Genomic DNA, 22,517 nt, shown 5'->3' with positions numbered 1-22,517 from the left:
CATCGTAAGCTGGTCGCATGACTATTCCTGCGACCACACTCAATGACGGCCATTCCATTCCTCAGCTCGGTTACGGCGTCTTCAAGGTGGATCCGGAGGCGACGGAGAAAGCCGTCAGCGAGGCGCTGGAGGCGGGGTATCGTCACATCGACACTGCCGCGATCTACGGCAACGAAGAGGGCGTGGGGGCGGCGATCGCGAAGAGCGGCATCGAACGCTCTGAGCTCTACATCACCACCAAGCTCTGGAACGATCGTCACGACGGCGATGAGCCGAACAAGGCGATCGCCGAGAGCCTCGACAAGCTCGGCCTCGAGCAGGTCGACCTGTACCTCGTGCACTGGCCGACACCCGCCAAGGACAACTACGTCCACGCGTTCGCGAAGCTCATCGAGCTGCGCGAGCAGGGGCACACCCGCAGCATCGGCGTCTCGAACTTCCTCGTGCCGCACCTCGAGCGCGTGGTCGCCGAGACCGGCGTCACCCCCGCGGTGAACCAGATCGAACTGCACCCCGCGTACCAGCAGCGCGACGTCGTCGAGTGGGCTGCAGACCACGGCATCCGCATCGAAGCGTGGGGTCCGCTCGGCCAGGGCAAGTACGACCTGTTCGGCACCCCGGCCGTGGTCGATGCGGCAGCCGCACACGGGAAGACGCCCGCACAGATCGTGATCGGCTGGCACCTGCAGAAGGGCAACATCGTCTTCCCGAAGTCGGTGCATGCCGAGCGTCTGCGTCAGAACCTCGATGTCTTCGACTTCACGCTCACCGGCGCCGAGATCGCCGCGATCGACGCGCTTGACCCCCAGGATGGATCGGGCCGAGTGGGAACGCACCCCGAAGACTTCAATTGAGTTCTTGAGCGTCCAAGACGCCGCATTGCGTTCGATGACGCCCCGTGTCACTTCTCGTGCCGCGGGGCGTCTTCGTCGCTAGCGTCGTCATCATGTCCGCTCCCTTCCGCATCGTCGCCGTCTCTGGCTCACTCCACGAGCCCAGCAAGACGACAGCCCTGGTCCGCGCGATCGCAGACGCTGTCTCCGCACGTGCGGAGACCAGCGTTCAGCTCATCGAACTCACCACGATCGGGCCGTCCCTCGCGGGGGCGCTGCGGCGAGAAGACGTGCCGCCGTTCATCGAGGAGCAGCTGGTCGCCATCGAGGAAGCCGACCTTTTGATCGTCGGCAGTCCGGTTTACCGCGCATCGTTCACCGGGCTGTTCAAGCATCTGTTCGACTTCGTCGGCCAGTACGCGCTCGTCGGCAAGCCTGTGCTCCTGGCCGCCACGGGTGGAGGAGAACGGCACGCGCTGATCATCGAGCACCAGCTGCGGCCTTTGTTCGCGTTCTTCCAGGCGCTCACCCTGCCCGTCGGCGTGTACGCGAGCAACACGGACTTCGATGGATACGTGATCAACTCCGACGTTCTGGCGGCGCGCGTCGCGCTCGCCGCAGACCGCGCGCTGCCCCTGGTCGGCTATGCCGCATCGCGATCCGTCGAGCTCCTGGTCTGACGCATCAGGCTCGGCGTAGCGTGAGGTCATGACCAATCGCCTCGCTGACACGCTCAGCCCGTACTTGCGGGCGCACGCCGACAACCCCGTCGACTGGTGGCCGTGGGGAGCGGATGCTTTCGCGGAGGCCCAGGGGCGCGGGGTGCCGCTGCTCATCTCGATCGGCTATTCGACGTGTCACTGGTGTCATGTCATGGCCAGGGAGTCATTCTCGTCTCCCGAGACCGCAGCACTCATCAACGAGAACTTCGTCGCGGTCAAGGTCGACCGCGAGGAGTATCCGGATGTCGACGGTGCGTACATGGCCGCGGCTTCCGCATTCACCCAGAACCTGGGCTGGCCGCTGACCGTGTTCGCGACTCCGCAGGGGCGTGCGTTCTACGCGGGGACTTACTGGCCGCCGCAGGCGCAGGGGCAGGTGCCGGCCTTCCATGACGTACTCACCGCGGTGCACGAGGCATGGACGCTGCGACGCGAGCAGGCTGTCGAATCGGCGGATGCCGTCGCCGAGGCGCTTGCCGCCGCCGCTGTCATCACGCCGTCGGATCTGCCGGGCCTCGCCGCGCTTGCTGCCGCTGCGGGTTCGATCGCCGCGCGAGAGGACCGGACGTTCGGCGGCTTCGGGGGCGCGCCGAAGTTCCCGGTGGCGACGACCCTCGGGTATCTGCAGCAGCCGCTGGTGCGCGGTGAGACACCGGATGCTGCGGCCGCAGCCGACCGTGCGCTCACAGCCATGGCGGCATCCGCACTGCGTGATGAGGATGGCGGGTTTTTCCGGTATGCCACCCAGCGCGACTGGACAGTGCCGCACTACGAGCGGATGCTGACCGATAACGCACAGTTGCTCGATGTCGCGCTCAGCGCGGGGGATGAGCGGACCGTGAGGGGCATCGTGGCCTTCCTGCTGAATGTGCTGCGCCGAGACGGCGGCGGTTTCGGCGCGGCACAGGACTCTGAATCGGTGATCGACGGACAGCGGAATGAGGGCGGCTACTACCTGCGGTCGTTGGCAGAGCGCGCAGATCTTGAGCCGCCAGCGGTCGATGGCAAGGTGATCACGGCGTGGAATGGGCTGGCGATCGCCGCGCTCGCGCGGGCCGGGGCGTTCTGGGGAGAGTCATCGTGGGTATCTGCGGCGCAGGATGCGGCGCAGTTCGTGCTGCGCGTGAACCGGTCTTCGGACGGGGCGCTGGTGCGCTCTTCGCTCGACGGCGTCGCTTCATCGGCGGTGGCGACGCTGGTTGATCTCGGGTTGTTCGCTGAGGGACTGCTTGCACTCGCCGCAGCCACGGGCGACGCATCATGGGCGGTGCGCGGGCGAGAGATCCTGGACGAGGCTCTGTCGGGCGGCGCGCAGCCCGACCCGGTGCTGGCGGCGCAGGGCGTGGAATCTGCGCCCGACAGCACGGACGGGGATCTGCCGTCGGGAGCATCCGCTATCGCCCTCGCTGCGCTCTCCGTGTGGCGCTGGGGTGGGGGAGACCGGTACCGCGCCGCCGCCGAGGAGCAGGTGCGGCAGCACACGGCATCGGCTCTGCAGCATCCGTTCGGGCACGGTTCGCTGCTCGGGGTCGCGGCCGGGCTCACGGAGCCTCCGCGTCAGGTCGTGGTCGTCACCGACGACCGCGATGGCGCGCTGGCGGCGGCGGGCCGCAGGGTCGACGCCGATGCGAGTGCCGTGGTGACGCCCGCTCAGGCCCAGGAATTCGAGGATGCCGGCTTCGAACTGTTCGCCGGAAAATCCGCCACCGCAGAGCTCGCCTACGACTGCCGCGCGTTCGTGTGCCGTCTGCCGGTGTCGGAGGCTTCGGCGCTGACCCGCGAGCGCTGAGTCTGGCGATGTGATCACAGCGTAGATACCTTTGGTCGGTTATCCGCGCCCATAACCGGCAAAAACAATCTCGCATCGCACGTTCGCAGGCGCTCAGATCCAGGTGGGGATCCAGTTGTGGATGAGCCAGAACTCGTACGGCACGCTCATGCCGGTCCACACCGGGTAGTAGAACGCCGAGACGAGCACCACGACGAAGAGGAACACGATCACGGTGCGCTCGCCGGCCTGTCGTCGGTACAGCGGATCCTGACGTCGACCCGCGATATCGCGCAGCGCGAGAACGAGCGCGAGAACGAGGAACGGCACCATCACGACCGTGTAGAACTGGAAGATCGTGCGCTCGGGGTACAGCAGCCACGGCACGTAGGTGACACCGAGTCCGACGAGCGGTAATCCGTAAGTCCACGGCATCGGGCGGCGCTCGATGAGACCGCGCACGAACCGATACAGCAGGTATATCGCGCTCGCGACCCCGGCGTACCAGATCAGCGGATTCGGCACAGTCGAGATCACCGACATGCAGTGATCGGTGCCGCAGGTGTCGTCACCGCCCACCCATACCGCAGTGGGCCGGATGAGCAGCGGCCATTCCCACGCAGGACTCGCATAAGGGTGCCCCGAATCGAGACCCACGTGGAAGGCGTAGATCGCCTCGTGGTACTTCCACAGAGCCACGAACGGGTTTGCATCCGACTGGCGGTCATAGCCGCCGGCAGTGACGAGCCAGCCCGTCCAGGTGACCAGATAGGTCACGACGGCCACCGGCACCAGCCGCAGGAACGAGACGACACCCTGGCGGGCGACAGCATCCATCGGCCAATACGCAACGCCCGCACGACGTCGAGCGAGCGCATCAGTGACGACGAGATAGATGCCGAAACCTGCCAGCGCATACAGGCCCGACCATTTCACGGCTGTCGCCGCGCCCAGCGCGACGCCGGCCGCCACCACCCACGGGCGACGCCAGATGATCGGTCCCCACAGCAGCTCGCGGTCGTCGGTGGCGGTGTATTCCACGAGTGGAATGGAACGCCTCCGGTCGATCAGGATGAAAAAGAACCCGAGCAGGACGAAGAACGTCAGGATGCCGTCGAGCAGCCCGATCCGGCTCATGACGATGCTCAATCCATCGATCGCGATCAGCAGCCCCGCCACACTCGCCGCGACGATCGAGCGGGTCAGCTCTTTCGCGACGAAGTACACCAGCAGCACGGTCGCCGTGCCGATGAGAGCGATCATCAATCGCCACGCCGCGCTGTTCCCCGCGCCGAAGAGTCCCATCCCGAGCGCAATGATCCACTTGCCCAGCGGCGGATGCACGACGAAGCTGCCCGACGTGCTCAGGGTGCTCGTGTCACCTGTCAAGAACGCCTGGTTCGCGCCATCGCCCCAGGTGCCCTCGTAACCGAGCAGCCACAGCGACCAGGCGTCTTTGACGTAGTACGTCTCGTCGAAGGCGAGCGTGTGCGGGTGGGCGAGGTTTGCCAGGCGCAGCACCGCCGCGAGCGCGGTGATCACGAACGGTGCGAGCCAGGAGATGACGCGTCGCCACTCCGGATCGAGCAGAAGGCGGTCGCGCAATGTGCCCCACGCAGTCAGGCGCTCCGCAGGAGCAGGGAGCAGGGGTGCAGGTGCGGACACGGCATAAGCCTACGGCGCGCGCCTAAGCTGAACGGGTGATCATCCTCGCGGCGACCCCGATCGGCAATCTCGGCGACGCATCCAAGCGTCTGATCGAGGTGCTCGAGAACGCGGAGATCGTGGCGGCAGAGGACACCCGCACCACCCAGCGGCTGCTGCGGGCGCTCGCGATCGAGAACCGTCCGCGTCTGATCGCTCTGCACGATCACAACGAGAAGCACAAGGCCGCCGAACTGGCCGCGCTCGCAGCGGAGCAGGACATCGTCGTCGTCAGCGATGCCGGAATGCCGGCGGTCAGCGATCCCGGGTACGCTCTGGTGGCCGAAGCCGTCGCACAGGGCGTCACCGTGACCGCCATCCCCGGACCGAGTGCGGTCATCATGGCGCTCGCCATCTCGGGGATGCCGACCGACCGCTTCACTTTCGAAGGGTTCCTGCCGCGCAAACCGGGGGAGCGGCGCACAACCCTCGGAAAGCTCGCGACCGAACTTCGCACCATGATCTTCTTCGAGTCGCCGTCGCGTCTGGCCTCGTCGCTCGCTGACATGGGCGCGGCCTTCGGAGATGCCCGCCGCATCGCCGTCTGCCGCGAGCTCACCAAGTTCTACGAAGAGGTTCGGCGCGGCACAGCCCCCGAGCTGGCCAAGTGGGCCGAAGCCGGAGTCAAGGGCGAGATCGTGGTCGTCGTCGAGGGCGGGGCACGGGTCGAGACTTCGGCGGAGGATGCTGTCGCCCAGGTGCAGCAGCTCGTGGCCTCCGGCATCCGATTGAAAGACGCCTGCGCAGAAGTCGCCGCGGCGACGGGCTTGTCTTCGCGCGACCTCTACCAGCAGGCGCTCGCCGCGCGCTCACAGTGACCGCTCCTATGCAAAAGTCTCGTCCTCCTGACGCGCAGGCTGCACGAGGGAAGCGACGCTGACCCAAACCGGCCAGCCGATCAACCACACACCCGTCACGAGCCACACCCGCCAGATCCAACTGGTGAGTTCGGCGGTGCGCGTGGGGTCTGCGACAATCCACGTGATGCCGCCGAGTACAACGGTGGCGATCACCGCGCACAGCACCATTCGGCCCCAGTCCTTCCACTCGTGCAGGACTCGGGCGCGGCCGCGCGCTGGCAGTTTCGTCGGTGCGGGACCATTTGCGAAACGGTGCGCGAACCAGACGTCGACGCTGTGAATGACGCGATGCCCGAACGCAACGGTGAAGCCGAGGTAGACGGCGCCGAGACCGTGGGTGAAGTCGGCGGTAGCGCCTGCGACAGTGAGGTCCCACGCGATGAGGCTCAGCAGGGCGATGTCGAGCAGTGGCACGCACAGCAGCAGCAGCGTGGAGAGCCGTTTCATCCGTAACAGATAGCGTACGGCGAGGCCGCCGAAGAGCACGACCCAGAAGCCGATCTCACAGGCGAGGATGGCGGCGAAGATGTTCATGCTTCCACGCTGATCGAGATATCGCGGGCACGGATCCTGCGACCGGCCGGGATCGTCTCCTCCGGTCGAAGGAGGTCGGATGCCTGGAGATCGGGCAGGATGAACACATGCTGTGGTCGCGCCTTGCCTCGGGCACTCATCGGCTGAATGCCCGGCCTCGTACCCGCGACACGATTGTCGCCGTCGCGTACCTGGTGCTGGGCCTCCTGCTGCTGCAGTTCGGCGGTTACGGTATCTGGGCGGCGCTTCTCTCTCTCCCGACGATGGGGCCGTGGAGCACAGGGAGCGGCTTTCTGCTGCTGTTAATCCTCATGTCGGCACTGGCGACCCTGCGCTCATCCCGCCCGTTCCTCGTCCTGGCGCTTGGCACACCACTCACTGCGGTCGACTTCTTCCTCGGCGGCAGCCTCGGGGTCGTGCTGCTGTTCGCCGATTTCGTCTACTGCGCCTTTCGTTACGGCGGCGATCGTGGCGTGCGAACCCTGCTGGTGACCATCGTTGTGACGATCGCGGCGACGGCGCTTACCCTCCTGCTCTGGCCCGGGGTCTCGGTGCGCATCGTCACGGTCGTCCTTCAATGGGCGCTCATTGTGCTGATCGGTGCGCTGTGGGGCTGGAACGTGCGCAGCGAACGACAACGCACCCGCGCGGTGATGAGCGCGGAGCATCGGCAGGCCACGCAGCAGCTGCGGCAGAAGATCGCCCACGATCTGCACGACCTCGTCGCCAACCAGATCGCCGTCGCAGGGCTCAACATCGAAGCTGCGCGGCTGCGGTTGGGACAGATGACTGAGATATCTGCTGAGGCAGATGAGAGCCTCACACAGGCAGCCCACGGCGCCGACGAGGCGCACCGCCAGCTGCGCCGCCTCATCGCCGTACTCACCACGGTCGATGACCTCGCTGACGAGACCGCGCCGCTGCGCATCCAGCACATCGACGACCTTGTGCCCATCGGCCGCACCCTCGTGCGCGAAGGCGCCGACCTCGACGTCGCGCTGACCGCATCGCCGCGATCAGCCGGAGTTGCGATGCGCGCCATCCACGAACTCGTGGTGAACGCGGTCAAACACGGCGAGGGCGACATCGTGCTGCGCACACGAGTGGGAGAGTCCGGACCGGTCACTGTGCAGATCGAGAACCGCATCGCCTCGCCGGGGGCGTCTCGCACCGCCATCGGCCGCTCCGGCATCGGCATCTCGGGCGCGACCCTGCTGCTGGGCGGCATCGGTGCGAGTGTCGAATCCGCGCCGACGGGGGACGGATGCTGGAGAGCGGGCCTCGCCCTGAAGGAGGAGCAATATGGCTGACGGCATCCGCGTTGTCATCGTCGACGACCATGAAGCGGTCCGCAGGGGTGTCGCGGCCATCTTGCAGGTGGACCCGGGTATCGAGATCGTCGGCGAGGCAGAGAACGGCTTCGACGCCGTCGACCTGTGCCTGCGCGAGCAACCCGACGTCGCACTCGTGGACCTGCGGATGCCAGGGACCGACGGTATCTGGGCGACGGAGCGGATCACCGCAGCGACCCGAACACGAGTGCTGATGCTCACCACCTTTGATTCCGACGACCTCATCGCGGCTGCGCTGGCAGCCGGCGCGCACGGCTATTTGCTGAAGACGACCCGCGGCGCGGAGCTGATCCAGTCCGTGCACCATGTCGCCGCGGACCGTCATGTCATCGATCCTGCGATCGCGGGCGGACTCATCGCGCAGCTGAATCGGCAGAGCGACCAGCAGCCGACGCCCGCAGCACCGCTTCCCGATCTCACCCCGCGCGAGACCGAGGTGCTCGCTCTGGTCTCCGATGGTCTGACGAATCAGCAGATCGCCGACCGCCTGCACATCGGTATCACCACGGTCAAGACGCATGTCGGCGCGCTCTACGACAAGACCGGGGCATCCAGCCGTGTGCTGCTGGGGCAGCTCGGCCGCCATACGACGTAGCCACCCAGTCGATCCGGCCTAGAATCGAGAGCATGCCCGCAGGCGAATCTTTTTACATCACCACGCCCATCTACTACCCCTCTGATGTTCCGCACATCGGACACGGGTACACATCGGTGGCGGTCGACACGCTCGCGCGTTGGCACCGCCAGGGCGGCGATGACACCTGGATGCTGACCGGCACCGACGAGCACGGGCAGAAGATGCTGCGCGCCGCGGCCGCGAACAACGTCACCCCGCAGGAGTGGGTCGACAAGCTCGTCACCGAGAGCTGGTTCCCGCTGCTCGAGACGCTCGACGTCGCCAACGACGACTTCATCCGCACCACGCAGGAGCGCCACGAGAAGAACGTGCAGGTGTTCTTCCAGCGGCTATACGACTCGGGCTACATCTACGCCGGCGAGTACGAGGCGCTGTACTGCGTTGGCTGTGAGGAGTTCAAGCCCGAGTCGGAGATCGTCGACGGCACCGGTCCCTTCGAGGGCCTGAAGGTCTGCGCGATCCACTCCAAGCCCCTCGAGTTGCTGCAGGAGAAGAACTACTTCTTCAAGCTCAGCGAGTTCCAGGACCGCCTGCTCGAGCTCTACAAGACCGAGCCCGACTTCGTGCGCCCGCACTCCGCGCGCAACGAGGTCGTCTCGTTCGTCAGCCAGGGGCTGAAGGACCTCTCGATCTCGCGCTCGACCTTCGACTGGGGCATCCCGCTGCCGTGGGACGAGTCGCACGTCATCTACGTGTGGGTCGACGCACTGCTGAACTACGCCACCGCCGTCGGGTTCGGCTCGGACGAGGAGACCTTTGAGCGTCGCTGGCCCGCGTACCACGTGGTGGGTAAAGACATCCTGCGATTCCACGCCGTCATCTGGCCGGCACTGCTGATGGCTGCCGGCCTCGAGGTCCCCAAGGGGGTCTTCGCGCACGGCTGGCTGCTCGTCGGCGGCGAGAAGATGTCCAAGTCGAAGCTCACCGGTATCGCCCCGACCGAGATCACCGACGTGTTCGGCTCTGACGCCTACCGCTTCTACTTCCTCTCGGCGATCGCTTTCGGCCAGGATGGCTCCTTCAGCTGGGAAGACCTCGCAGCCCGCTACCAGGCCGAGCTCGCCAACGGCTTCGGCAACCTCGCATCTCGCACGATCGCGATGATCGAGAAGTACTTCGACGGAGTCGTTCCTGAGGCTGCCGAATACACCGAGCAGGACCTTGCGATCCAGAAGATCGTGGCGGATGCTGCGACTGCTGCCGACGCGGCTGTCGAGCAGTTCCGTATCGACGAGGCGATCTCTTCGATCTGGACGATCGTGGACGCGCTGAACGGCTACATCACCGAGAACGAACCGTGGGCGCTTGCACGCGACGAGGACAAGCGTGCTCGCCTCGGCACAGTGCTGTACACCTGCGCCGAGGGTCTGCGTGCACTTGCCGTGCTGCTGTCGCCGGTCATGCCGCAGTCGACCGAGAAGCTGTGGTCGGCGCTCGGCGCAGCCGAGGCTCTGGGCGCGCTGCAGGAGCAGCCGATCCGTGAAGCCGGCAACTGGGGCGGGCTCGCTGCGGGCACCGAAGTCCAGGCGCTTGCACCGCTGTTCCCCCGTGTGGAGAGCCAGGCTTGACCGAAAACCCCAGCCAGTACGTCCGGGAGCGGAAGGCGGAGGGCCGCAAGGACCTCCGCTATCCCGCAGCTCCCGACCCCCTGACCGTGCCCGTGTACGACAACCACGCGCACCTTGAGATCCTCGACGGCGACGAGCCGTTGAGCCTCACGGAGCAGCTCGATCGCGCAGCGGCCGTCGGAGTCGCGGGCGTCGTGCAGGCATCCGGCGATATCGAGTCGTCGCGCTGGGCGGTGGATGCCGCCTCCGCCGATTCTCGCGTGCTCGCCGCCGTCGCGATTCACCCGAATGACGCACCCGTCTATGCGGAGGCCGGCCAGCTCGACCACGCGATCAGTGTGATCGATGAGCTCGCCGCCCACCCGCGCACGCGGGCGATCGGCGAAACAGGACTGGACTTCTTCCGCACAGGGCCCGAAGGTCACGCGGCGCAGTTCGAGGCGTTCGAAGCGCACATCGCCCTGGCCAAGAAGCACGGCATCGCGATGCAGATTCACGATCGGGATGCTCACGACGCTGTGCTCGAGACCCTCGCACGCGTCGGGGCGCCCGAGAAGACCGTGTTCCACTGCTTCTCAGGTGACGACGCCATGGCCAGGATCTGTGCGGATGCCGGTTACTACCTCTCCTTCGCCGGCAACGTCACGTTCAAGAACGCGCAGAACCTGCGCGATGCGCTGAAGGTCACCCCGCGCGATCGCATCCTCGTAGAAACGGATGCCCCGTTCCTCACCCCCGTGCCGCTGCGCGGTCGGCCGAACGCGCCGTACCTGATTCCGCATACGCTGCGGTTCATGGCTGGGGAGCTCGATGTGGGCATTGATGAGCTCGCCGTGCAGATCGCAGCGAACACCCTCCGCATCTACGGCTCCTTCTCGGCCTGACCGTCCTACACCTGTCAGTCGATTTCACAGAGGTCGGTCCGAAACCAGGGTTTTCCGCAGACGCCTGTGTTTCGTACTGACGTCTGTGTGGGTGGGATGCCGCAGATCAGGGACAATGGCAGGATGACCGTCACGCTGCTCGGCGCCACCGAGATCCGCCGTCTTGCCGCCGAGCTCGATGTCACACCCACCAAGAAGCTCGGACAGAACTTCGTCGTCGACGCCAACACCGTGCGCAAGATCGTGCACGTCGGCCGTGTGCAGGCAGGGGAGCGCGTCGTCGAGGTCGGTCCTGGGCTGGGCTCCCTCACCCTCGCGATCCTCGAGACCGGAGCATCCGTCACAGCCGTCGAGATCGACCACCGTCTCGCCGCGCGCCTGCCGCAGACCGCCGCGGACCACGGTGTGCCAGACGGGGCGCTCACCGTTGTGGATGCCGATGCACTTCGGATCACCGAGCTGCCAGGAGCCCCGACGGTGCTCGTCGCGAACCTGCCGTACAACGTCTCGGTGCCTGTGCTCCTGCACTTCATGGAGACGTTCTCGAACCTCCAGCGCGGCGTCGTGATGGTGCAGGCCGAGGTGGGCGAGCGCCTCGCCGCTCCTCCCGGGAGCAAGATCTACGGCGCTCCGAGTGTCAAGGCCGCGTGGTACGGGCCGTGGCGTCTGGCCGGCAACGTTTCGCGCCAGGTGTTCTGGCCGGTCCCGAACATCGACAGCGTTCTCGTCGCCTTCGAGCGCGACGCAACCCCTAGAGGCAGCGAAGAGCTGCGCCTTCGCACGTTCAAGATCGTCGATGCCGCGTTCCAGCAGCGTCGCAAGATGCTCCGTCAGGCGCTCGCCTCTGTGCTCGGCGGCACCGCCGCCGAGGCATCCGATCTTCTTGAGCGCGCAGGTGTGGCACCGACCGCTCGAGGCGAGCAGCTGACGGTAGACGATTTCGTGCGGATCGCCGAGGTATTGGGCGGCTAATCTGGAGACGTGACTGAATCGCCGCGCTTTCGCACCGACGTTCCCGAGATCCACCGCCCGTATGTGGCGAAGGCTGATCGCTATGAACAGTTCGAGTATCGCCAGGTTGGTACCTCGGGGCTCTACCTCCCGCCGATCTCGCTGGGTCTGTGGTGGAACTTCGGCGACAACATCCCGCTCGACAACCAGCGCGCGCTGCTGCGCCACGCTTTCGACCGGGGAATCACGCACTTCGATCTGGCCAACAACTACGGCCCTCCCTACGGCTCCGCAGAGAAGAACTTCGGACGCATCTTCACCGAGGACTTCCGTCCCTACCGCGATGAGCTCATCATCTCGTCGAAGGCAGGTTGGGACATGTGGCCGGGCCCGTACGGCAACTTCGGCAGCCGCAAGTACCTCATCGCCAGCGCGGAGCAGTCGCTGACGTCGATGAACCTCGACTACGTCGACATCTTCTACTCGCACCGTGTCGACCCGGTCACCCCGGTCGAAGAGACCATCGGAGCCCTCGACACATTGGTTCGTCAGGGCAAGGCCCTCTACGTCGGCATCTCCTCGTACAGCGCTGAGCGCACCGCACGCGCGGTGGAGGCGGCACGGGCGCTCGGGACTCCGCTCGTGATCCACCAGCCCTCGTACTCGATCCTCAATCGATGGACTGAGGCGGAGCTCAACGACACTCTGCGCACCGAGGGCCTCGGCGCGATCGCGTTCACGCCGCTCGCGCAGGGCCTGCTCACCGACAAGTATCTCGGCGACGGCACGGCTGAGCGTGCGCAGAAGCGCGGTTCGATCTCTGACAAGCCGCTCTCTGCCGAGGGACTCGCAATTCTCCGCGGTCTCAACGACGTCGCCAAGGGGCGCGGACAGTCGCTTGCACAGATGGCACTGCAGTGGACGCTTCGCGATCCTGTAGTCGTCTCGGCCCTGATCGGAGCATCCCGTCCCGAGCAGCTCGACGAGAACATCGCCGCAGTGGGCGGTCCGGCGTTCTCCGACGATGAGCTGGCCCGCATCGACGCCCTCTCCGACGGCATCGACGTCGACCTCTGGGCATCCTCGTCTGCTCTGTGACCCGTTGACTGATCTGAGCCCACCATGAGTCTCGCCGCGTTCCCGGAATCGGTGCACGTGCGTGCCCCGGGCAAGATCAACGTCTATCTCGGGGTCGGCGGACGCCACGACGACGGTTATCACGCTCTGGCAACCGTGTTCCAAGCGGTGTCGCTCTACGAAGACGTGATCGCAAGGCCAAGCGACGAGTTCACGCTGAGCGTGTCGGGTGTCGAAGACACAGATGCCGTGCCCCTTGACGATCGCAATCTCGCGATGCGTGCGGCCAAGATGCTGGCTGCAGCAACGGGGTACGACGGCGGTGTGCACCTGGAGATCCGCAAGAGCGTGCCTGTCGCAGGCGGCATGGGGGGAGGATCAGCGGATGCCGCGGCCGCTCTCGTCGCCTGCGATGCGCTCTGGGGCACAGGTCTTCACCCTCCACGGATGCACGAGCTGGCAGCCAGGCTGGGGGCGGACGTGCCGTTCGCCCTGCACGGCGGAACCGCCGTCGGCACAGGACGAGGTGATCAGCTCAACCCCGCCCTCGCGCATGGCCGGTTCGACTGGGTACTCGTCACGAGCGAAGAAGGTCTGTCGACACCTGTGATCTATGCGCGCCTGGATACGCACCGTTCACAGGCAGGAGCGCTCGCTGACGATCCGCCGATGTCTCTGGATGTGCCGATCCCGGTGCTGCAGGCGCTGCGTGCGGGGGAGCCGCGCTCGCTCGCAGCATCCATGTTCAACGATCTCGAGGTGCCAGCGCTCCTGGAGCGCCCGGCTCTCGACGGTGTCATCAAGGCAGGGCTCAACGCGGGAGCGCTCAGCGGCATCGTCTCGGGCTCGGGCCCGACCGTTGCATTCCTCTGCGAGAGCCCGGAGAGCGCGCACTACGTGCAGGACGAACTCATGGATGCAGGGTACGCCGCCCTGCATGTGCATGGACCGGTGCCGGGCGCCCGCATCATCACCGGGTGAACTCCCACTTTGATCTCATAGCTCAGCGCACGGTTCCGAGTCGAGAGCGTCTGCCGGCGGCTGTCCGGGTGTACCCGGAGGGCAGCTCGCCCGATTTCGCGACTACCCTTGAGTGGACATGGCACATCTTCTCGGGGCCGAAGGCCTCCACCTCGAATACCCGACCAAAGTCGTCTTCGACTCCATCACGCTCGGCATCGAGGAGGGCGATCGGATCGGCATCGTCGGACGCAACGGCGACGGCAAGAGTTCACTGCTCGCGATGCTCGCAGGCCGCAAGGAGCCGGATGCTGGACGCGTGACGATGCGCGCGGGAACGACTGTCGGCGTGCTCGACCAGGCCGACACGCTCGATGACGCACTGACGATCGCGGAGTCGGTCGTGGGCGATGTGCCCGAGTACGAATGGGCGGGCGATGCCCGCGTGCGCGATGTCATCCAGGGTCTGCTCGCCGACCTCGCCTGGGATGCCCCGGTCGACGGGCTCAGCGGTGGACAGCGTCGGCGCGTCGCGCTCGCGGCGCTGCTGGTGAAGGACTGGGACATCGTCGCACTCGACGAACCGACGAACCATCTCGACGTCGAGGCCATCACGTGGCTTGCGGCGCACCTGAAGAAGCGCTGGGCTGCGAATTCCGGCGCGTTCCTCGTCGTCACGCACGATCGGTGGTTCCTCGATGAGGTCTGCACCGAGACCTGGGAGGTGCACGACCGGATCGTCGAGCCCTTCGAAGGCGGTTACGCGGCATACATCCTGCAGCGCGTCGAGCGCGATCGGATGAGCGCTGCCACCGAGGCCAAACGCCAGAACCTCGCCCGCAAGGAGCTCGCGTGGCTGCGTCGAGGTGCGCCAGCCCGCACAGCCAAGCCGAAATTCCGCATCGACGCGGCGAATGAGCTCATCGCCGATGTGCCCGAGATCCGCGACAAGGTGTCGCTGCAATCGCTGGCCACGACGCGGTTGGGCAAGGATGTCGTCGACCTGCTCGATGCCGGAGTGCGGTACGGCGACCCTTCGACGGGCTCAGGGACCGAGGTTCTGAGGGACGTCGAGTGGCGCATCGCGCCGGGGGAGCGCACGGGCATTCTCGGCGTGAACGGAGCGGGCAAATCGACGCTCCTCGGTCTGGTTGCCGGCACCATCGAGCCGACCAGCGGTGTGGTCAAGCGCGGCAAGACCGTGCAGGTGCGCACGCTGACCCAGCGGATCGATGAGCTCGAGCAGCACTGGAACGACCCGGTGCGCGTCGTCATCTCCGCCCTGCGCACTGAGTACACCTTCGGTGCGGGGGCCAAGGCGCAATCGCTCACGCCCAGCCAGCTGCTCGAACGGCTCGGCTTCGCATCCGCGCAGCTGTCCACTCCCGTGAAGGACCTCTCCGGAGGCCAGCAGCGTCGACTGCAGCTTCTGCTCGTGCTGCTCGACCAGCCGAACGTGCTGATCCTCGACGAGCCCACCAACGACATGGACACCGACATGCTCGCCGCGATCGAGGATCTCCTCGATTCCTGGTCGGGGACCCTCCTCGTCGTCTCGCACGACAGGTACTTCCTCGAGCGCGTCACCGATCAGCAGTACGCCGTCATGGATGGTCGTCTGCGCCATCTGCCGGGGGGAGTGGAGGAGTATCTGCGCCTGCGCTCTGCCGAGAAGAACGCGCCTGCGGGCGGTGCAAAGGCCGCAGGCAGCACCCCGAAGCTGGATGGCGCGGCTCTTCGCGCGGCCCAGAAAGAAGTCGCCGCGCTCGAGCGGAAGATCCAGAAGCTCACTGGGCAGATCGACCGCGCGAAGCACGCACTCGTCGACCACGACCAGTCCGACTACGAGGGGCTCGGCGAGAAGATGAAGACGATCTCAGCACTCGAGGCAGAGGTCGAAGAGAACGAGATGCGCTGGTTGGAGCTCAGCGAGGAGCTGTGACGCTCTGTGACGTTTCGATTCTTCACAGGAACTCGCGCGTGCGTAATGTGGCCGAGTCCCACCAGGAGGAAACATGTCCCGTCGCACCACGTCCATCATCGCCGCGCTCGCAGCGGTCCCGCTCTTCGTCGCACTCTCCGGCTGCGCGACAGCCACTGGCGGTGACGCAGGGGGCGGCTCGAATGAGACCGTGAAGATCGGTGTCGTCGGCAAGTCCGATGAGCAGTGGCCTGCATTCGTCGAGGCCGCCGCTGAAGAGGGCATCACCGTCGAGCTCGTCGACTTCGGCTCCTACGAGCAGCCGAACCCGGCACTGACGGAGGGTGAGATCGACCTCAACCAGTTCCAGCACATCGTGTACCTGGCGCAGTACAACGAGGCTTCGGGTGAAGACCTGACGCCCATCGGCTCCACCGCGATCTACCCGCTGGGCCTGTACTCGCAGAAGTACGACGACGTGAAGGACATCGCCGAGGGCGAGTCGGTCGCCGTCCCGGATGATGCCTCCAACCAGGCTCGTGCCCTTCTCGTGCTGCAGTCCGCAGGGCTCATCGAACTGAAGAGCGGTGGCACGATCTTCTCCGACCTCGCAGACGTCGATGAGTCCGCGTCCAAGGTGAAGGTGACCGCGCTCGAGGCAGCGCTCATTCCCACCTCGCTCCCCGACGTCGCAGCCGCGATCATCAACAACGACTTCGTCACCCAGGCGGGCCTGAAGTTCGAAGACGCGATCGCGCAGGACGACCCGAGCGACCCGAATGCACTCCCGTACGTGAACATCTTCGCCGCGCGCGCAGACGATGCAGACAACGAGACCTACCTGAAGCTCGTCGAGATCTTCCAGACCGACCCTGATGTCCAGGCAGGGCTCCTGAAGTCCTCCGGCGATACTGCCGTGGCTCTGCAGACTCCGGTTGCCGATCTCGTGGGGTCACTGGAGACCGTTCAGAAGGACGTCGCAGCGAACAGCTGATCACCACAACGTGAAAGAATCGGGCGGCGCGATCGCGCCGCCCGATTCGTCGTCTGAACCAAGCCGGAGAACCCATGCCGATCGTGACACTCGAGAACGTCTCCAAGGCGTATCCGCCGCAGAGCCGTGACACTCAGCCCACAGTCGCTGTCGACGACGTGTCTCTGACCGTCGAGAAGGGCGATGTCTTCGGCATCATCGGATACTCGGGGGCAGGCAAGTCCACCCTCGTGCGTCTGATCAATGCGCTCGAGCCCGCCAGCGGCGGCACGATCACGGTCGACGGCACGGACATCACGGCGCTCGCCGAGCGCGACCTGCGTCCGGTGCGCAGTGGAATCGGCATGATCTTCCAGCAGTTCAACCTGTTCTCGGCCAAGACTGTGCGGGCGAACATCGCCTATCCGCTCAAGCTCGCCGGTTGGTCGAAGCCGGACGTCGATGAGCGGGTCGCGGAGCTGCTCGCGTTCGTCGGCCTCAGCGACAAGGCCAAGGCCTATCCTGAGCAGCTCTCGGGCGGTCAGAAGCAGCGGGTGGGCATCGCGAGGGCCCTCGCAACCCGGCCGGCGATCCTCCTCGCCGACGAGGCGACCAGTGCACTCGACCCGCAGACGACTCACGAAGTGCTCGCGCTTCTGAAGCGCGTCAATGAAGAACAGGGCGTCACGATCGTCATCATCACGCACGAGATGGATGTCATTCAGACGATCGCCACGAAGGTCGCGGTGATGGACGCAGGCCGCGTGATCGAACACGGCGATGTCTTCGAAGTGTTCTCAAACCCGCAGCATCCGGCTTCTCAGCGGTTCGTCGGCACGGTGATCAAGGGCATCCCCTCTCCTTCCGAGATCGCCGTGTTGCAGGAGCGTCACCGGGGACGCCTCGTCACGTTCTCGTTCCGCGACGGCGATTCTTCACAGGCGCAGGTCTTCCTCGATCTCGCTGCGGCAGGGCTCGAGTTCGAGCTGATCTACGGAGGTATCAACGACATCCGAGGCCGCGCGTTCGGGCATCTCACTCTCGCGATCCGAGGAGAGGATGCCACCGTTGATGCGGCGCTTGCGAAGATACGCACCCACGCCACGGTGACCGACATCTCTGCAGGGGAGGCCCGCTGATGGATCGTCTCTTCGAACTTCAGGGAGAGTTCTGGGCGGCCGCCGTCGAGACCCTCTACATGACCTCGTACGCGCTCGTGCTCGGCGGGGTGCTCGGTCTGATCATCGGTGTCGCCACCTACGCGACACGCACAGGCGGCGTGCTGCCCAATCGCCCGATCCACGGGGTCGTGAACCTCTTCATCAACTTCTTCCGGCCGATTCCGTTCGTGATCTTCTTGGCCGTGCTGCAGCCGTTCACGCGAGCCGTGATCGGCACGGGAATCGGAATCACCGCTGGTGCTTTTGCGATCGGCATCGCCGCGTCCTTCGCCATCGGCCGCATCGTCGAGCAGCACCTCGTCTCTGTCCCGCCCGGCGTCATCGAAGCAGCGCGGGCGATGGGCGCCGGGCCCTGGCGCATTCTGCTCACCATCGTCATCCCCGAAGCACTCGGGCCCCTCATCCTCGGCTATACCTTCATCGTCGTGGCGATCATCGACATGACGGCGATGGCGGGGCTGATCGGCGGGGGCGGACTCGGCGCGTTCGCGCAGATCTACGGCTTCCGCCAGTTCGAGCCGGTGGTCATGTGGGCAGCGATCATACTCATCGTCGTGTTCGTGCACCTCGTGCAGGTGCTGGGAACGTGGCTGGCCCGCAGGGTGATGCGGCGCTGACGCGGAGTCAGGGGCGGATGCTGACGCCGGTGCCCGCCGGCAGTTCGGCGAGCCTGGTGATCGCTGCCTCATCCAGCCGGATGCATCCGTTCGAGATGGGGCCGGTGCGCTCATCGTGATAGTGGAACGCCGTCACCGCGACATCCTGCCCGCCGAAACCGTCGAGGGTCGGGGACTGGAGCGAGAGGTACACGGTGGGCAATCCCCGCGTGTAGTCGAAAGAGGTCACCTCCGTCAGGTGGATGAAAGAGCGGCCGATCGGTGTCGGAGTCTGGTCAGTGCCCCATGCGAAGTCTGACGCGATCCGTTCGGGAACCCCGGCACGGACGATATCGATCGTCCGTGCAGAGATGCTCACCTCGACGGTGACGTCGATCGGCGTGAGTTCGACGTCTGCAGTGCGCAGCCATCCGGTCAGCTGCGCAGGGTTCCCCGCGGAGGGGAGCCCCTGGCGACCGGTGAGGAGCACGTGCACCCAGTCGTTCTGCTTCTCGATCACCGCGACAGTGGTACCGCCGTAGCGGTATTCACGGGGGAGCGCGGCCACGGGGTCGCCGAGCGGGTCCGCCCAGATCGGTGCGAGATCGGCGAGGGGACGGGCGGTGTGCCCCGCGAATGGTGCTTGTGGTTCAGCATCCACCGGCAGCTGCGGCAGCACGGCGAACACGTTCGCCTGCGGGAGTGCTGTGGCGTCGTAGACCGCGCGATTCGCGGGGAAGCCCGTGGGGGTGGGCGACGGCGTGGGCGTCGGACTGCTGAGCTCTGCGGTTGACGCAGATCTCGCGGCGGGCGTGACATCTGATTGCGGCCAGACGAGGACCGCGACGATCGCAATGATGACCGCGGCACCGAGCCCAATGAGCACCCAGGCTCGGGTCCCCGGCTTTCGCTTCGGATGCTCCTGATCGCTCACGAGACCTCCTCCGAGTGGCTTCATCGAGGAGCGTAGTCCAGTCTCCTGCGGGAGATGAACTCGCGCTCGGATCCGGAGAGCGGATCGATGAAGCGCAGTTCTCTCGCGAGCAGCTGCAGCGGCCGCTCATGATCGTCCGGCTTCTCATCGGTGAGGATCGGGTACAGGTTGTCGTGCAGAATGCCCAGGCCGATGCTGGCAAGGTGCACGCGCAACTGGTGCATTTTGCCGGTGTGCGGATGCAGCACTGTGTGCACCACCTGGTCATCGGCAGAGATCAGCTCGATGAGCGTCTCGGAGTTCGGTTCGCGTTCGGTGTCGACCTCTACGCAGACTTGGGCGCGAAGCTTCTCGATGTGCAGGCGCACCGTGCGCGGGAGGTCGTTCTCCCAGCCTTCGGGCCGTGCGGATACCGCCTCATAGACCTTCTCGATCGAACGGCGCTGGAAGAGCGTCTGATACGCGCCTCTGGTCACCGGGCGGGCCGAGAACATCAGGAGCCCTGCTGTGGCTCGGTCCAGGCGGTGGATGGGCGCCAGGTCAGCGTTGTCGAGAAGGCGGCGCAGGCGCACCAGCGCGGAGTTCTGTACGTACTTGCCTGCCGGGGTGCTGGGGAGGAAGTGCGGCTTGTCGATCACCACCAGATCATGATCCTGGTGCAGGATCTCGATCTCGAACGGAATGTGCGTCTCGACGGGAGGCTCACGGTAATACCAGATGAACTCCTCTGCATCGAGAGGGGTGTCACGAGTGAGAGCTGAGCCGTCGAAGGCGACGATCTCACCGCGGTCGAAGCGCGCGAGCAGCCACTCCGGATCAAGATGGAAGAACCGCTCGATCATGTAGGCGCTGGCGGTGGGCCAGGGTCCGGAGTTCGGCAGGTGCAGACGGGTGGCACCGACTCCGTCGCGAATGGGCAGTGGAGATCGCATCGCCATCAGGAGGGCACCATCACGAGTCGAAGCTCAGGCTGAGCTTGCGCAGCAGAGCGGCCATCCGCTCGCGGTCGGGGCGAGAGAGAGCCTGCAGCAGATCCGCCTCGACGTCGACGAGGCGGGTGATGGCCGCATCCACGCGGATCTGTCCGTCTTCAGTGAGGGTGACCAGCACGCTGCGGCCGTCGCCCGGATCCGACTCCCGTCGTACGAACCGTCGCCCTACCAGGCGATCGATCCGGTTGGTCATGGTGCCGCTGGAGACGAGCGTCTGCTGCAGGAGCTGCTTGGGTGAGAGCTGAAACGGCGCACCTGCTCGGCGAAGGGCCGAGAGAACATCCCATTCCCAGTGCTCCAGATCGCTGCGGCGGAACACGTCGCGGCGCGCACGATCGAGATGCTTGGAAAGACGATCCATACGGGAGAGCACCTCAAGCGGGGAGAAGTCGAGATCAGGACGCTGCGTGTTCCACGCGCCGACGATCCGGTCGACCTCATCTACTTCGCTCATCCCCCCATTATCCGGTGCCGATGCTGATGGCGTCGCCGAAGCCCTTGACCGTGGCAGACTTGTGTAGGGCGTTCTGCGGGGCGCCGCGGTCCGCCGTAGTGTAATGGCAGCACGACAGCCTTTGGAGCTGTTAAGTCCAGGTTCGAGTCCTGGCGGCGGAGCATGACCGAGAACAGACTCGCCATCGTCGTCCTTGCGGCAGGCCAGGGCACACGCATGAAGTCCCGACTGCCCAAGGTCCTCCACCCGATAGCGGGGCGCCCGCTCGTCGGCCACGTGCTGACCACGGCAGCTCACCTCGGCGCGGAGCACATCGAGGTCGTGGTTCGCCATGAGCGCGACCGCGTCGTCGAGATGCTCAGCCAGGGCTACCCCGATGCCGTGATCGTCGATCAGGACGAGGTCCCCGGCACGGGGCGTGCTGTGCAGGTCGCTGTCGATGCTCTTCCCGACGAATTCGAGGGCGACGTTCTCGTGCTTTCCGGCGATGTCCCGCTGCTCGAGGCCGACACGCTGCGGGCGCTCATCGATGCGCACCGTGGGGCCGCTGCCGCGGCCACCATCCTCAGCGCACTTCTCGACGACCCTACCGGCTACGGCCGCGTCATCCGTGATGGCAGCGGAGCGGTCGCGCGCATCGTCGAGCAGAAGGATGCGAGCGCAGAAGAAGCAGCGGTCACCGAGATCAACTCCGGTGTCTACGTGTTCCGAGCCACCGCCCTGCGCCACTTCTTGACCCAGATCGACCAGAACAACGCCCAGGGCGAGCTTTATCTCACCGACGTCATCGGCCTGCTCCGCGGGGCGGATGAAACCGTTGCCGCAGAGATCGCCGCCGATGCACCCGCGACATTCGGCATCAACGACCGCGTGCAGCTGGCAGCGGCCGGCCGCGTGCTCAACGATCGCATCGTTCGTCGCTGGCAGCGCGAAGGCGTCACGATCGTCGACCCGGCAACGACCTGGATCGATGATGATGCGAAGCTCGCACCCGACGTGACGCTCCTGCCGAACACGTACATCGCCGGCGCGACGGTCGTCGAGTCCGGCGCCGTGATCGGTCCCGATACCTCGTTGCTGGACTGCGAGGTCGGTGAGGATGCCGTCATCCGCCGCTCTGATGCGACGCTCGCCGTGATCGGTGCGGGCGCCAATGTCGGGCCCTTCGCGTACATCCGCCCCGGCACGACCCTGGGAGCCAACGGCAAGATCGGCACCTTCGTCGAGACGAAGAATTCCCAGATCGGCGAGGGCAGCAAGGTTCCGCACCTGTCGTACATCGGCGATACGACGATCGGGGAGCGGGTCAACCTCGGCGCAGGCGCGATCACTGCGAACTACGACGACATCGTCAAGCACCGCACCGAGATCGGCGACGAGGTGCACACCGGATCGCACAACGTCTTCGTGGCGCCGGTTAGGATTGGTGCTGGTGCGAAGACTGGAGCGGGAGCGGTCGTCCGTAAGGATGTTCCCGCGGGTGCTCTGGCCTTGAGCGTTGCCCCTCAGCGAAATGTCGAGGGGTGGGTCGAGAAGAATCGGGCAGGTACCGGCGCGGCAGTTGCCGCGGCTCGGGCCAGCGAAGCGTCAGTCAACAAAACTGCAGAGTAAGGCAG

Annotated in this window: 21 protein-coding genes and 1 tRNA gene; 17 read left to right on the top strand and 5 right to left on the bottom strand. The window is 65.8% G+C overall.

Translation table 11 applies throughout. The annotated features are described in order from the left end of the window. Positions 1 to 17 precede the first annotated feature (17 nt). From ACTU6U_RS10100 to ACTU6U_RS10090, 3 genes are all read left to right on the top strand, one after another. Positions 18 to 854 carry an aldo/keto reductase gene (locus ACTU6U_RS10100; RefSeq protein WP_443468988.1) on the top strand — a complete coding sequence of 279 codons (837 nt, stop codon included), beginning with the start codon at positions 18 to 20 and terminating at the stop codon, positions 852 to 854. A 92-nt stretch (positions 855 to 946) separates the two neighbouring features. Next, positions 947 to 1,513: an FMN reductase gene (msuE, locus tag ACTU6U_RS10095; protein WP_443468987.1), complete on the top strand. Its 567-nt coding sequence runs from the start codon at positions 947 to 949 to the stop codon at positions 1,511 to 1,513. A 28-nt stretch (positions 1,514 to 1,541) separates the two neighbouring features. Then, positions 1,542 to 3,344 carry a thioredoxin domain-containing protein gene (locus tag ACTU6U_RS10090; RefSeq protein ID WP_443468986.1) on the top strand — a complete coding sequence of 601 codons (1,803 nt, stop codon included), beginning with the start codon at positions 1,542 to 1,544 and terminating at the stop codon, positions 3,342 to 3,344. 93 nt (positions 3,345 to 3,437) lie between these two features. On the opposite strand, the gene ACTU6U_RS10085 is transcribed toward ACTU6U_RS10090, so the two are convergent. Then, positions 3,438 to 4,988: a dolichyl-phosphate-mannose--protein mannosyltransferase gene (locus ACTU6U_RS10085; protein WP_443468985.1), complete on the bottom strand. Its 1,551-nt coding sequence runs from the start codon at positions 4,986 to 4,988 to the stop codon at positions 3,438 to 3,440. A 35-nt stretch (positions 4,989 to 5,023) separates the two neighbouring features. Here ACTU6U_RS10085 and rsmI point away from each other — a divergent pair, with 35 nt between their 5' ends. Beyond that, positions 5,024 to 5,845, top strand: a complete 822-nt coding sequence (gene rsmI / locus ACTU6U_RS10080; RefSeq protein WP_443468984.1) for a 16S rRNA (cytidine(1402)-2'-O)-methyltransferase — start codon at positions 5,024 to 5,026, stop codon at positions 5,843 to 5,845. Between the two features lie 6 nt (positions 5,846 to 5,851). Here the strand turns inward: rsmI and ACTU6U_RS10075 are convergent, their stop codons facing one another. Then, positions 5,852 to 6,421, bottom strand: coding sequence for a hypothetical protein (locus ACTU6U_RS10075; protein ID WP_443468983.1), 570 nt, complete (start codon positions 6,419 to 6,421; stop codon positions 5,852 to 5,854). 107 nt (positions 6,422 to 6,528) lie between these two features. Here ACTU6U_RS10075 and ACTU6U_RS10070 point away from each other — a divergent pair, with 107 nt between their 5' ends. The 11 genes from ACTU6U_RS10070 (at position 6,529) to ACTU6U_RS10020 (ending at position 18,542) form a co-directional block, all read left to right on the top strand. Beyond that, entirely contained in the window at positions 6,529 to 7,731 is a 1,203-nt protein-coding gene (locus tag ACTU6U_RS10070; protein WP_443468982.1) for a sensor histidine kinase, read from the top strand. Further along, positions 7,724 to 8,368 (top strand): response regulator, encoded by a 645-nt coding sequence (locus ACTU6U_RS10065; protein WP_443468981.1) that lies wholly within the window; start codon positions 7,724 to 7,726, stop codon positions 8,366 to 8,368. Before ACTU6U_RS10070 ends, ACTU6U_RS10065 begins: the two co-directional genes overlap by 8 nt. A 32-nt stretch (positions 8,369 to 8,400) precedes the next feature. Next, a complete protein-coding gene (metG, locus tag ACTU6U_RS10060; RefSeq protein WP_443468980.1) occupies positions 8,401 to 9,978 on the top strand; it encodes a methionine--tRNA ligase in 1,578 nt (525 codons plus the stop codon). Then, on the top strand, positions 9,975 to 10,862 hold the full coding sequence (locus ACTU6U_RS10055; RefSeq protein ID WP_443468979.1) for a TatD family hydrolase: 888 nt from the start codon (positions 9,975 to 9,977) through the stop codon (positions 10,860 to 10,862). The genes metG and ACTU6U_RS10055 overlap by 4 nt, the downstream gene beginning before the upstream one ends. Positions 10,863 to 10,985: 123 nt before the next feature. Beyond that, complete coding sequence (gene rsmA / locus ACTU6U_RS10050; RefSeq protein ID WP_443468978.1) at positions 10,986 to 11,834, top strand: 16S rRNA (adenine(1518)-N(6)/adenine(1519)-N(6))-dimethyltransferase RsmA; 849 nt, start codon at positions 10,986 to 10,988, stop codon at positions 11,832 to 11,834. 9 nt (positions 11,835 to 11,843) lie between these two features. Continuing rightward, positions 11,844 to 12,911: an L-glyceraldehyde 3-phosphate reductase gene (mgrA, locus tag ACTU6U_RS10045; protein WP_443468977.1), complete on the top strand. Its 1,068-nt coding sequence runs from the start codon at positions 11,844 to 11,846 to the stop codon at positions 12,909 to 12,911. A 24-nt stretch (positions 12,912 to 12,935) separates the two neighbouring features. Next, complete coding sequence (locus ACTU6U_RS10040; protein ID WP_443468976.1) at positions 12,936 to 13,871, top strand: 4-(cytidine 5'-diphospho)-2-C-methyl-D-erythritol kinase; 936 nt, start codon at positions 12,936 to 12,938, stop codon at positions 13,869 to 13,871. A gap of 118 nt (positions 13,872 to 13,989) precedes the next feature. Continuing rightward, positions 13,990 to 15,792 carry an ABC-F family ATP-binding cassette domain-containing protein gene (locus ACTU6U_RS10035; RefSeq protein ID WP_443468975.1) on the top strand — a complete coding sequence of 601 codons (1,803 nt, stop codon included), beginning with the start codon at positions 13,990 to 13,992 and terminating at the stop codon, positions 15,790 to 15,792. A 73-nt stretch (positions 15,793 to 15,865) separates the two neighbouring features. Beyond that, a complete protein-coding gene (locus tag ACTU6U_RS10030; protein ID WP_443468974.1) occupies positions 15,866 to 16,765 on the top strand; it encodes a MetQ/NlpA family ABC transporter substrate-binding protein in 900 nt (299 codons plus the stop codon). Positions 16,766 to 16,839: 74 nt separating this feature from the next. Beyond that, entirely contained in the window at positions 16,840 to 17,883 is a 1,044-nt protein-coding gene (locus ACTU6U_RS10025) for a methionine ABC transporter ATP-binding protein (protein ID WP_443468973.1), read from the top strand. Beyond that, complete coding sequence (locus ACTU6U_RS10020; protein ID WP_443468972.1) at positions 17,883 to 18,542, top strand: methionine ABC transporter permease; 660 nt, start codon at positions 17,883 to 17,885, stop codon at positions 18,540 to 18,542. The genes ACTU6U_RS10025 and ACTU6U_RS10020 overlap by 1 nt, the downstream gene beginning before the upstream one ends. Before the next feature lie 7 nt (positions 18,543 to 18,549). Here ACTU6U_RS10020 and ACTU6U_RS10015 read toward each other — a convergent pair whose 3' ends face one another. From ACTU6U_RS10015 to ACTU6U_RS10005, 3 genes are read right to left on the bottom strand one after another with little or no spacing between them, the layout of a single operon-like run. Next, a complete protein-coding gene (locus ACTU6U_RS10015) occupies positions 18,550 to 19,455 on the bottom strand; it encodes a L,D-transpeptidase (RefSeq protein ID WP_443468971.1) in 906 nt (301 codons plus the stop codon). A 20-nt stretch (positions 19,456 to 19,475) separates the two neighbouring features. Then, on the bottom strand, positions 19,476 to 20,387 hold the full coding sequence (locus tag ACTU6U_RS10010; RefSeq protein ID WP_443469233.1) for a pseudouridine synthase: 912 nt from the start codon (positions 20,385 to 20,387) through the stop codon (positions 19,476 to 19,478). Between the two features lie 19 nt (positions 20,388 to 20,406). Beyond that, on the bottom strand, positions 20,407 to 20,901 hold the full coding sequence (locus tag ACTU6U_RS10005) for a MarR family winged helix-turn-helix transcriptional regulator (RefSeq protein WP_443468970.1): 495 nt from the start codon (positions 20,899 to 20,901) through the stop codon (positions 20,407 to 20,409). Between the two features lie 89 nt (positions 20,902 to 20,990). Between ACTU6U_RS10005 and ACTU6U_RS10000 the strand changes: the two genes are divergently transcribed. Both ACTU6U_RS10000 and glmU read left to right on the top strand, forming a co-directional pair. After that, positions 20,991 to 21,062: transfer RNA gene (locus ACTU6U_RS10000), tRNA-Gln, on the top strand. Between the two features lies 1 nt (position 21,063). Continuing rightward, on the top strand, positions 21,064 to 22,512 hold the full coding sequence (gene glmU / locus ACTU6U_RS09995; RefSeq protein ID WP_443468969.1) for a bifunctional UDP-N-acetylglucosamine diphosphorylase/glucosamine-1-phosphate N-acetyltransferase GlmU: 1,449 nt from the start codon (positions 21,064 to 21,066) through the stop codon (positions 22,510 to 22,512). Positions 22,513 to 22,517 lie beyond the last annotated feature (5 nt).

Source organism: Microbacterium zouquanmingi (genome assembly GCF_052266695.1).
In the GTDB taxonomy this organism is placed as follows: Bacteria; Actinomycetota; Actinomycetes; order Actinomycetales; family Microbacteriaceae; genus Microbacterium.
The sequence above is the reverse complement of the archived record's forward strand: the minus strand, read 5'-3'. Positions and strand labels throughout refer to the sequence as shown.

What these genes read in the sequence shown, in the direction of transcription:
- ACTU6U_RS10100 (WP_443468988.1), top strand. Translation starts at nt 18, where the DNA reads ATGACTATTCCTGCGACCACACTCAATGACGGCCATTCCATTCCTCAG.
- msuE (WP_443468987.1), top strand. Translation starts at nt 947, where the DNA reads ATGTCCGCTCCCTTCCGCATCGTCGCCGTCTCTGGCTCACTCCACGAG.
- ACTU6U_RS10090 (WP_443468986.1), top strand. Translation starts at nt 1,542, where the DNA reads ATGACCAATCGCCTCGCTGACACGCTCAGCCCGTACTTGCGGGCGCAC.
- ACTU6U_RS10075 (WP_443468983.1), bottom strand. Translation starts at nt 6,421, where the DNA reads ATGAACATCTTCGCCGCCATCCTCGCCTGTGAGATCGGCTTCTGGGTC.
- ACTU6U_RS10070 (WP_443468982.1), top strand. Translation starts at nt 6,529, where the DNA reads ATGCTGTGGTCGCGCCTTGCCTCGGGCACTCATCGGCTGAATGCCCGG.
- ACTU6U_RS10065 (WP_443468981.1), top strand. Translation starts at nt 7,724, where the DNA reads ATGGCTGACGGCATCCGCGTTGTCATCGTCGACGACCATGAAGCGGTC.
- metG (WP_443468980.1), top strand. Translation starts at nt 8,401, where the DNA reads ATGCCCGCAGGCGAATCTTTTTACATCACCACGCCCATCTACTACCCC.
- rsmA (WP_443468978.1), top strand. Translation starts at nt 10,986, where the DNA reads ATGACCGTCACGCTGCTCGGCGCCACCGAGATCCGCCGTCTTGCCGCC.
- ACTU6U_RS10040 (WP_443468976.1), top strand. Translation starts at nt 12,936, where the DNA reads ATGAGTCTCGCCGCGTTCCCGGAATCGGTGCACGTGCGTGCCCCGGGC.
- ACTU6U_RS10035 (WP_443468975.1), top strand. Translation starts at nt 13,990, where the DNA reads ATGGCACATCTTCTCGGGGCCGAAGGCCTCCACCTCGAATACCCGACC.
- ACTU6U_RS10030 (WP_443468974.1), top strand. Translation starts at nt 15,866, where the DNA reads ATGTCCCGTCGCACCACGTCCATCATCGCCGCGCTCGCAGCGGTCCCG.
- ACTU6U_RS10025 (WP_443468973.1), top strand. Translation starts at nt 16,840, where the DNA reads ATGCCGATCGTGACACTCGAGAACGTCTCCAAGGCGTATCCGCCGCAG.
- ACTU6U_RS10020 (WP_443468972.1), top strand. Translation starts at nt 17,883, where the DNA reads ATGGATCGTCTCTTCGAACTTCAGGGAGAGTTCTGGGCGGCCGCCGTC.
- ACTU6U_RS10010 (WP_443469233.1), bottom strand. Translation starts at nt 20,387, where the DNA reads ATGCGATCTCCACTGCCCATTCGCGACGGAGTCGGTGCCACCCGTCTG.
- ACTU6U_RS10005 (WP_443468970.1), bottom strand. Translation starts at nt 20,901, where the DNA reads ATGAGCGAAGTAGATGAGGTCGACCGGATCGTCGGCGCGTGGAACACG.
- glmU (WP_443468969.1), top strand. Translation starts at nt 21,064, where the DNA reads ATGACCGAGAACAGACTCGCCATCGTCGTCCTTGCGGCAGGCCAGGGC.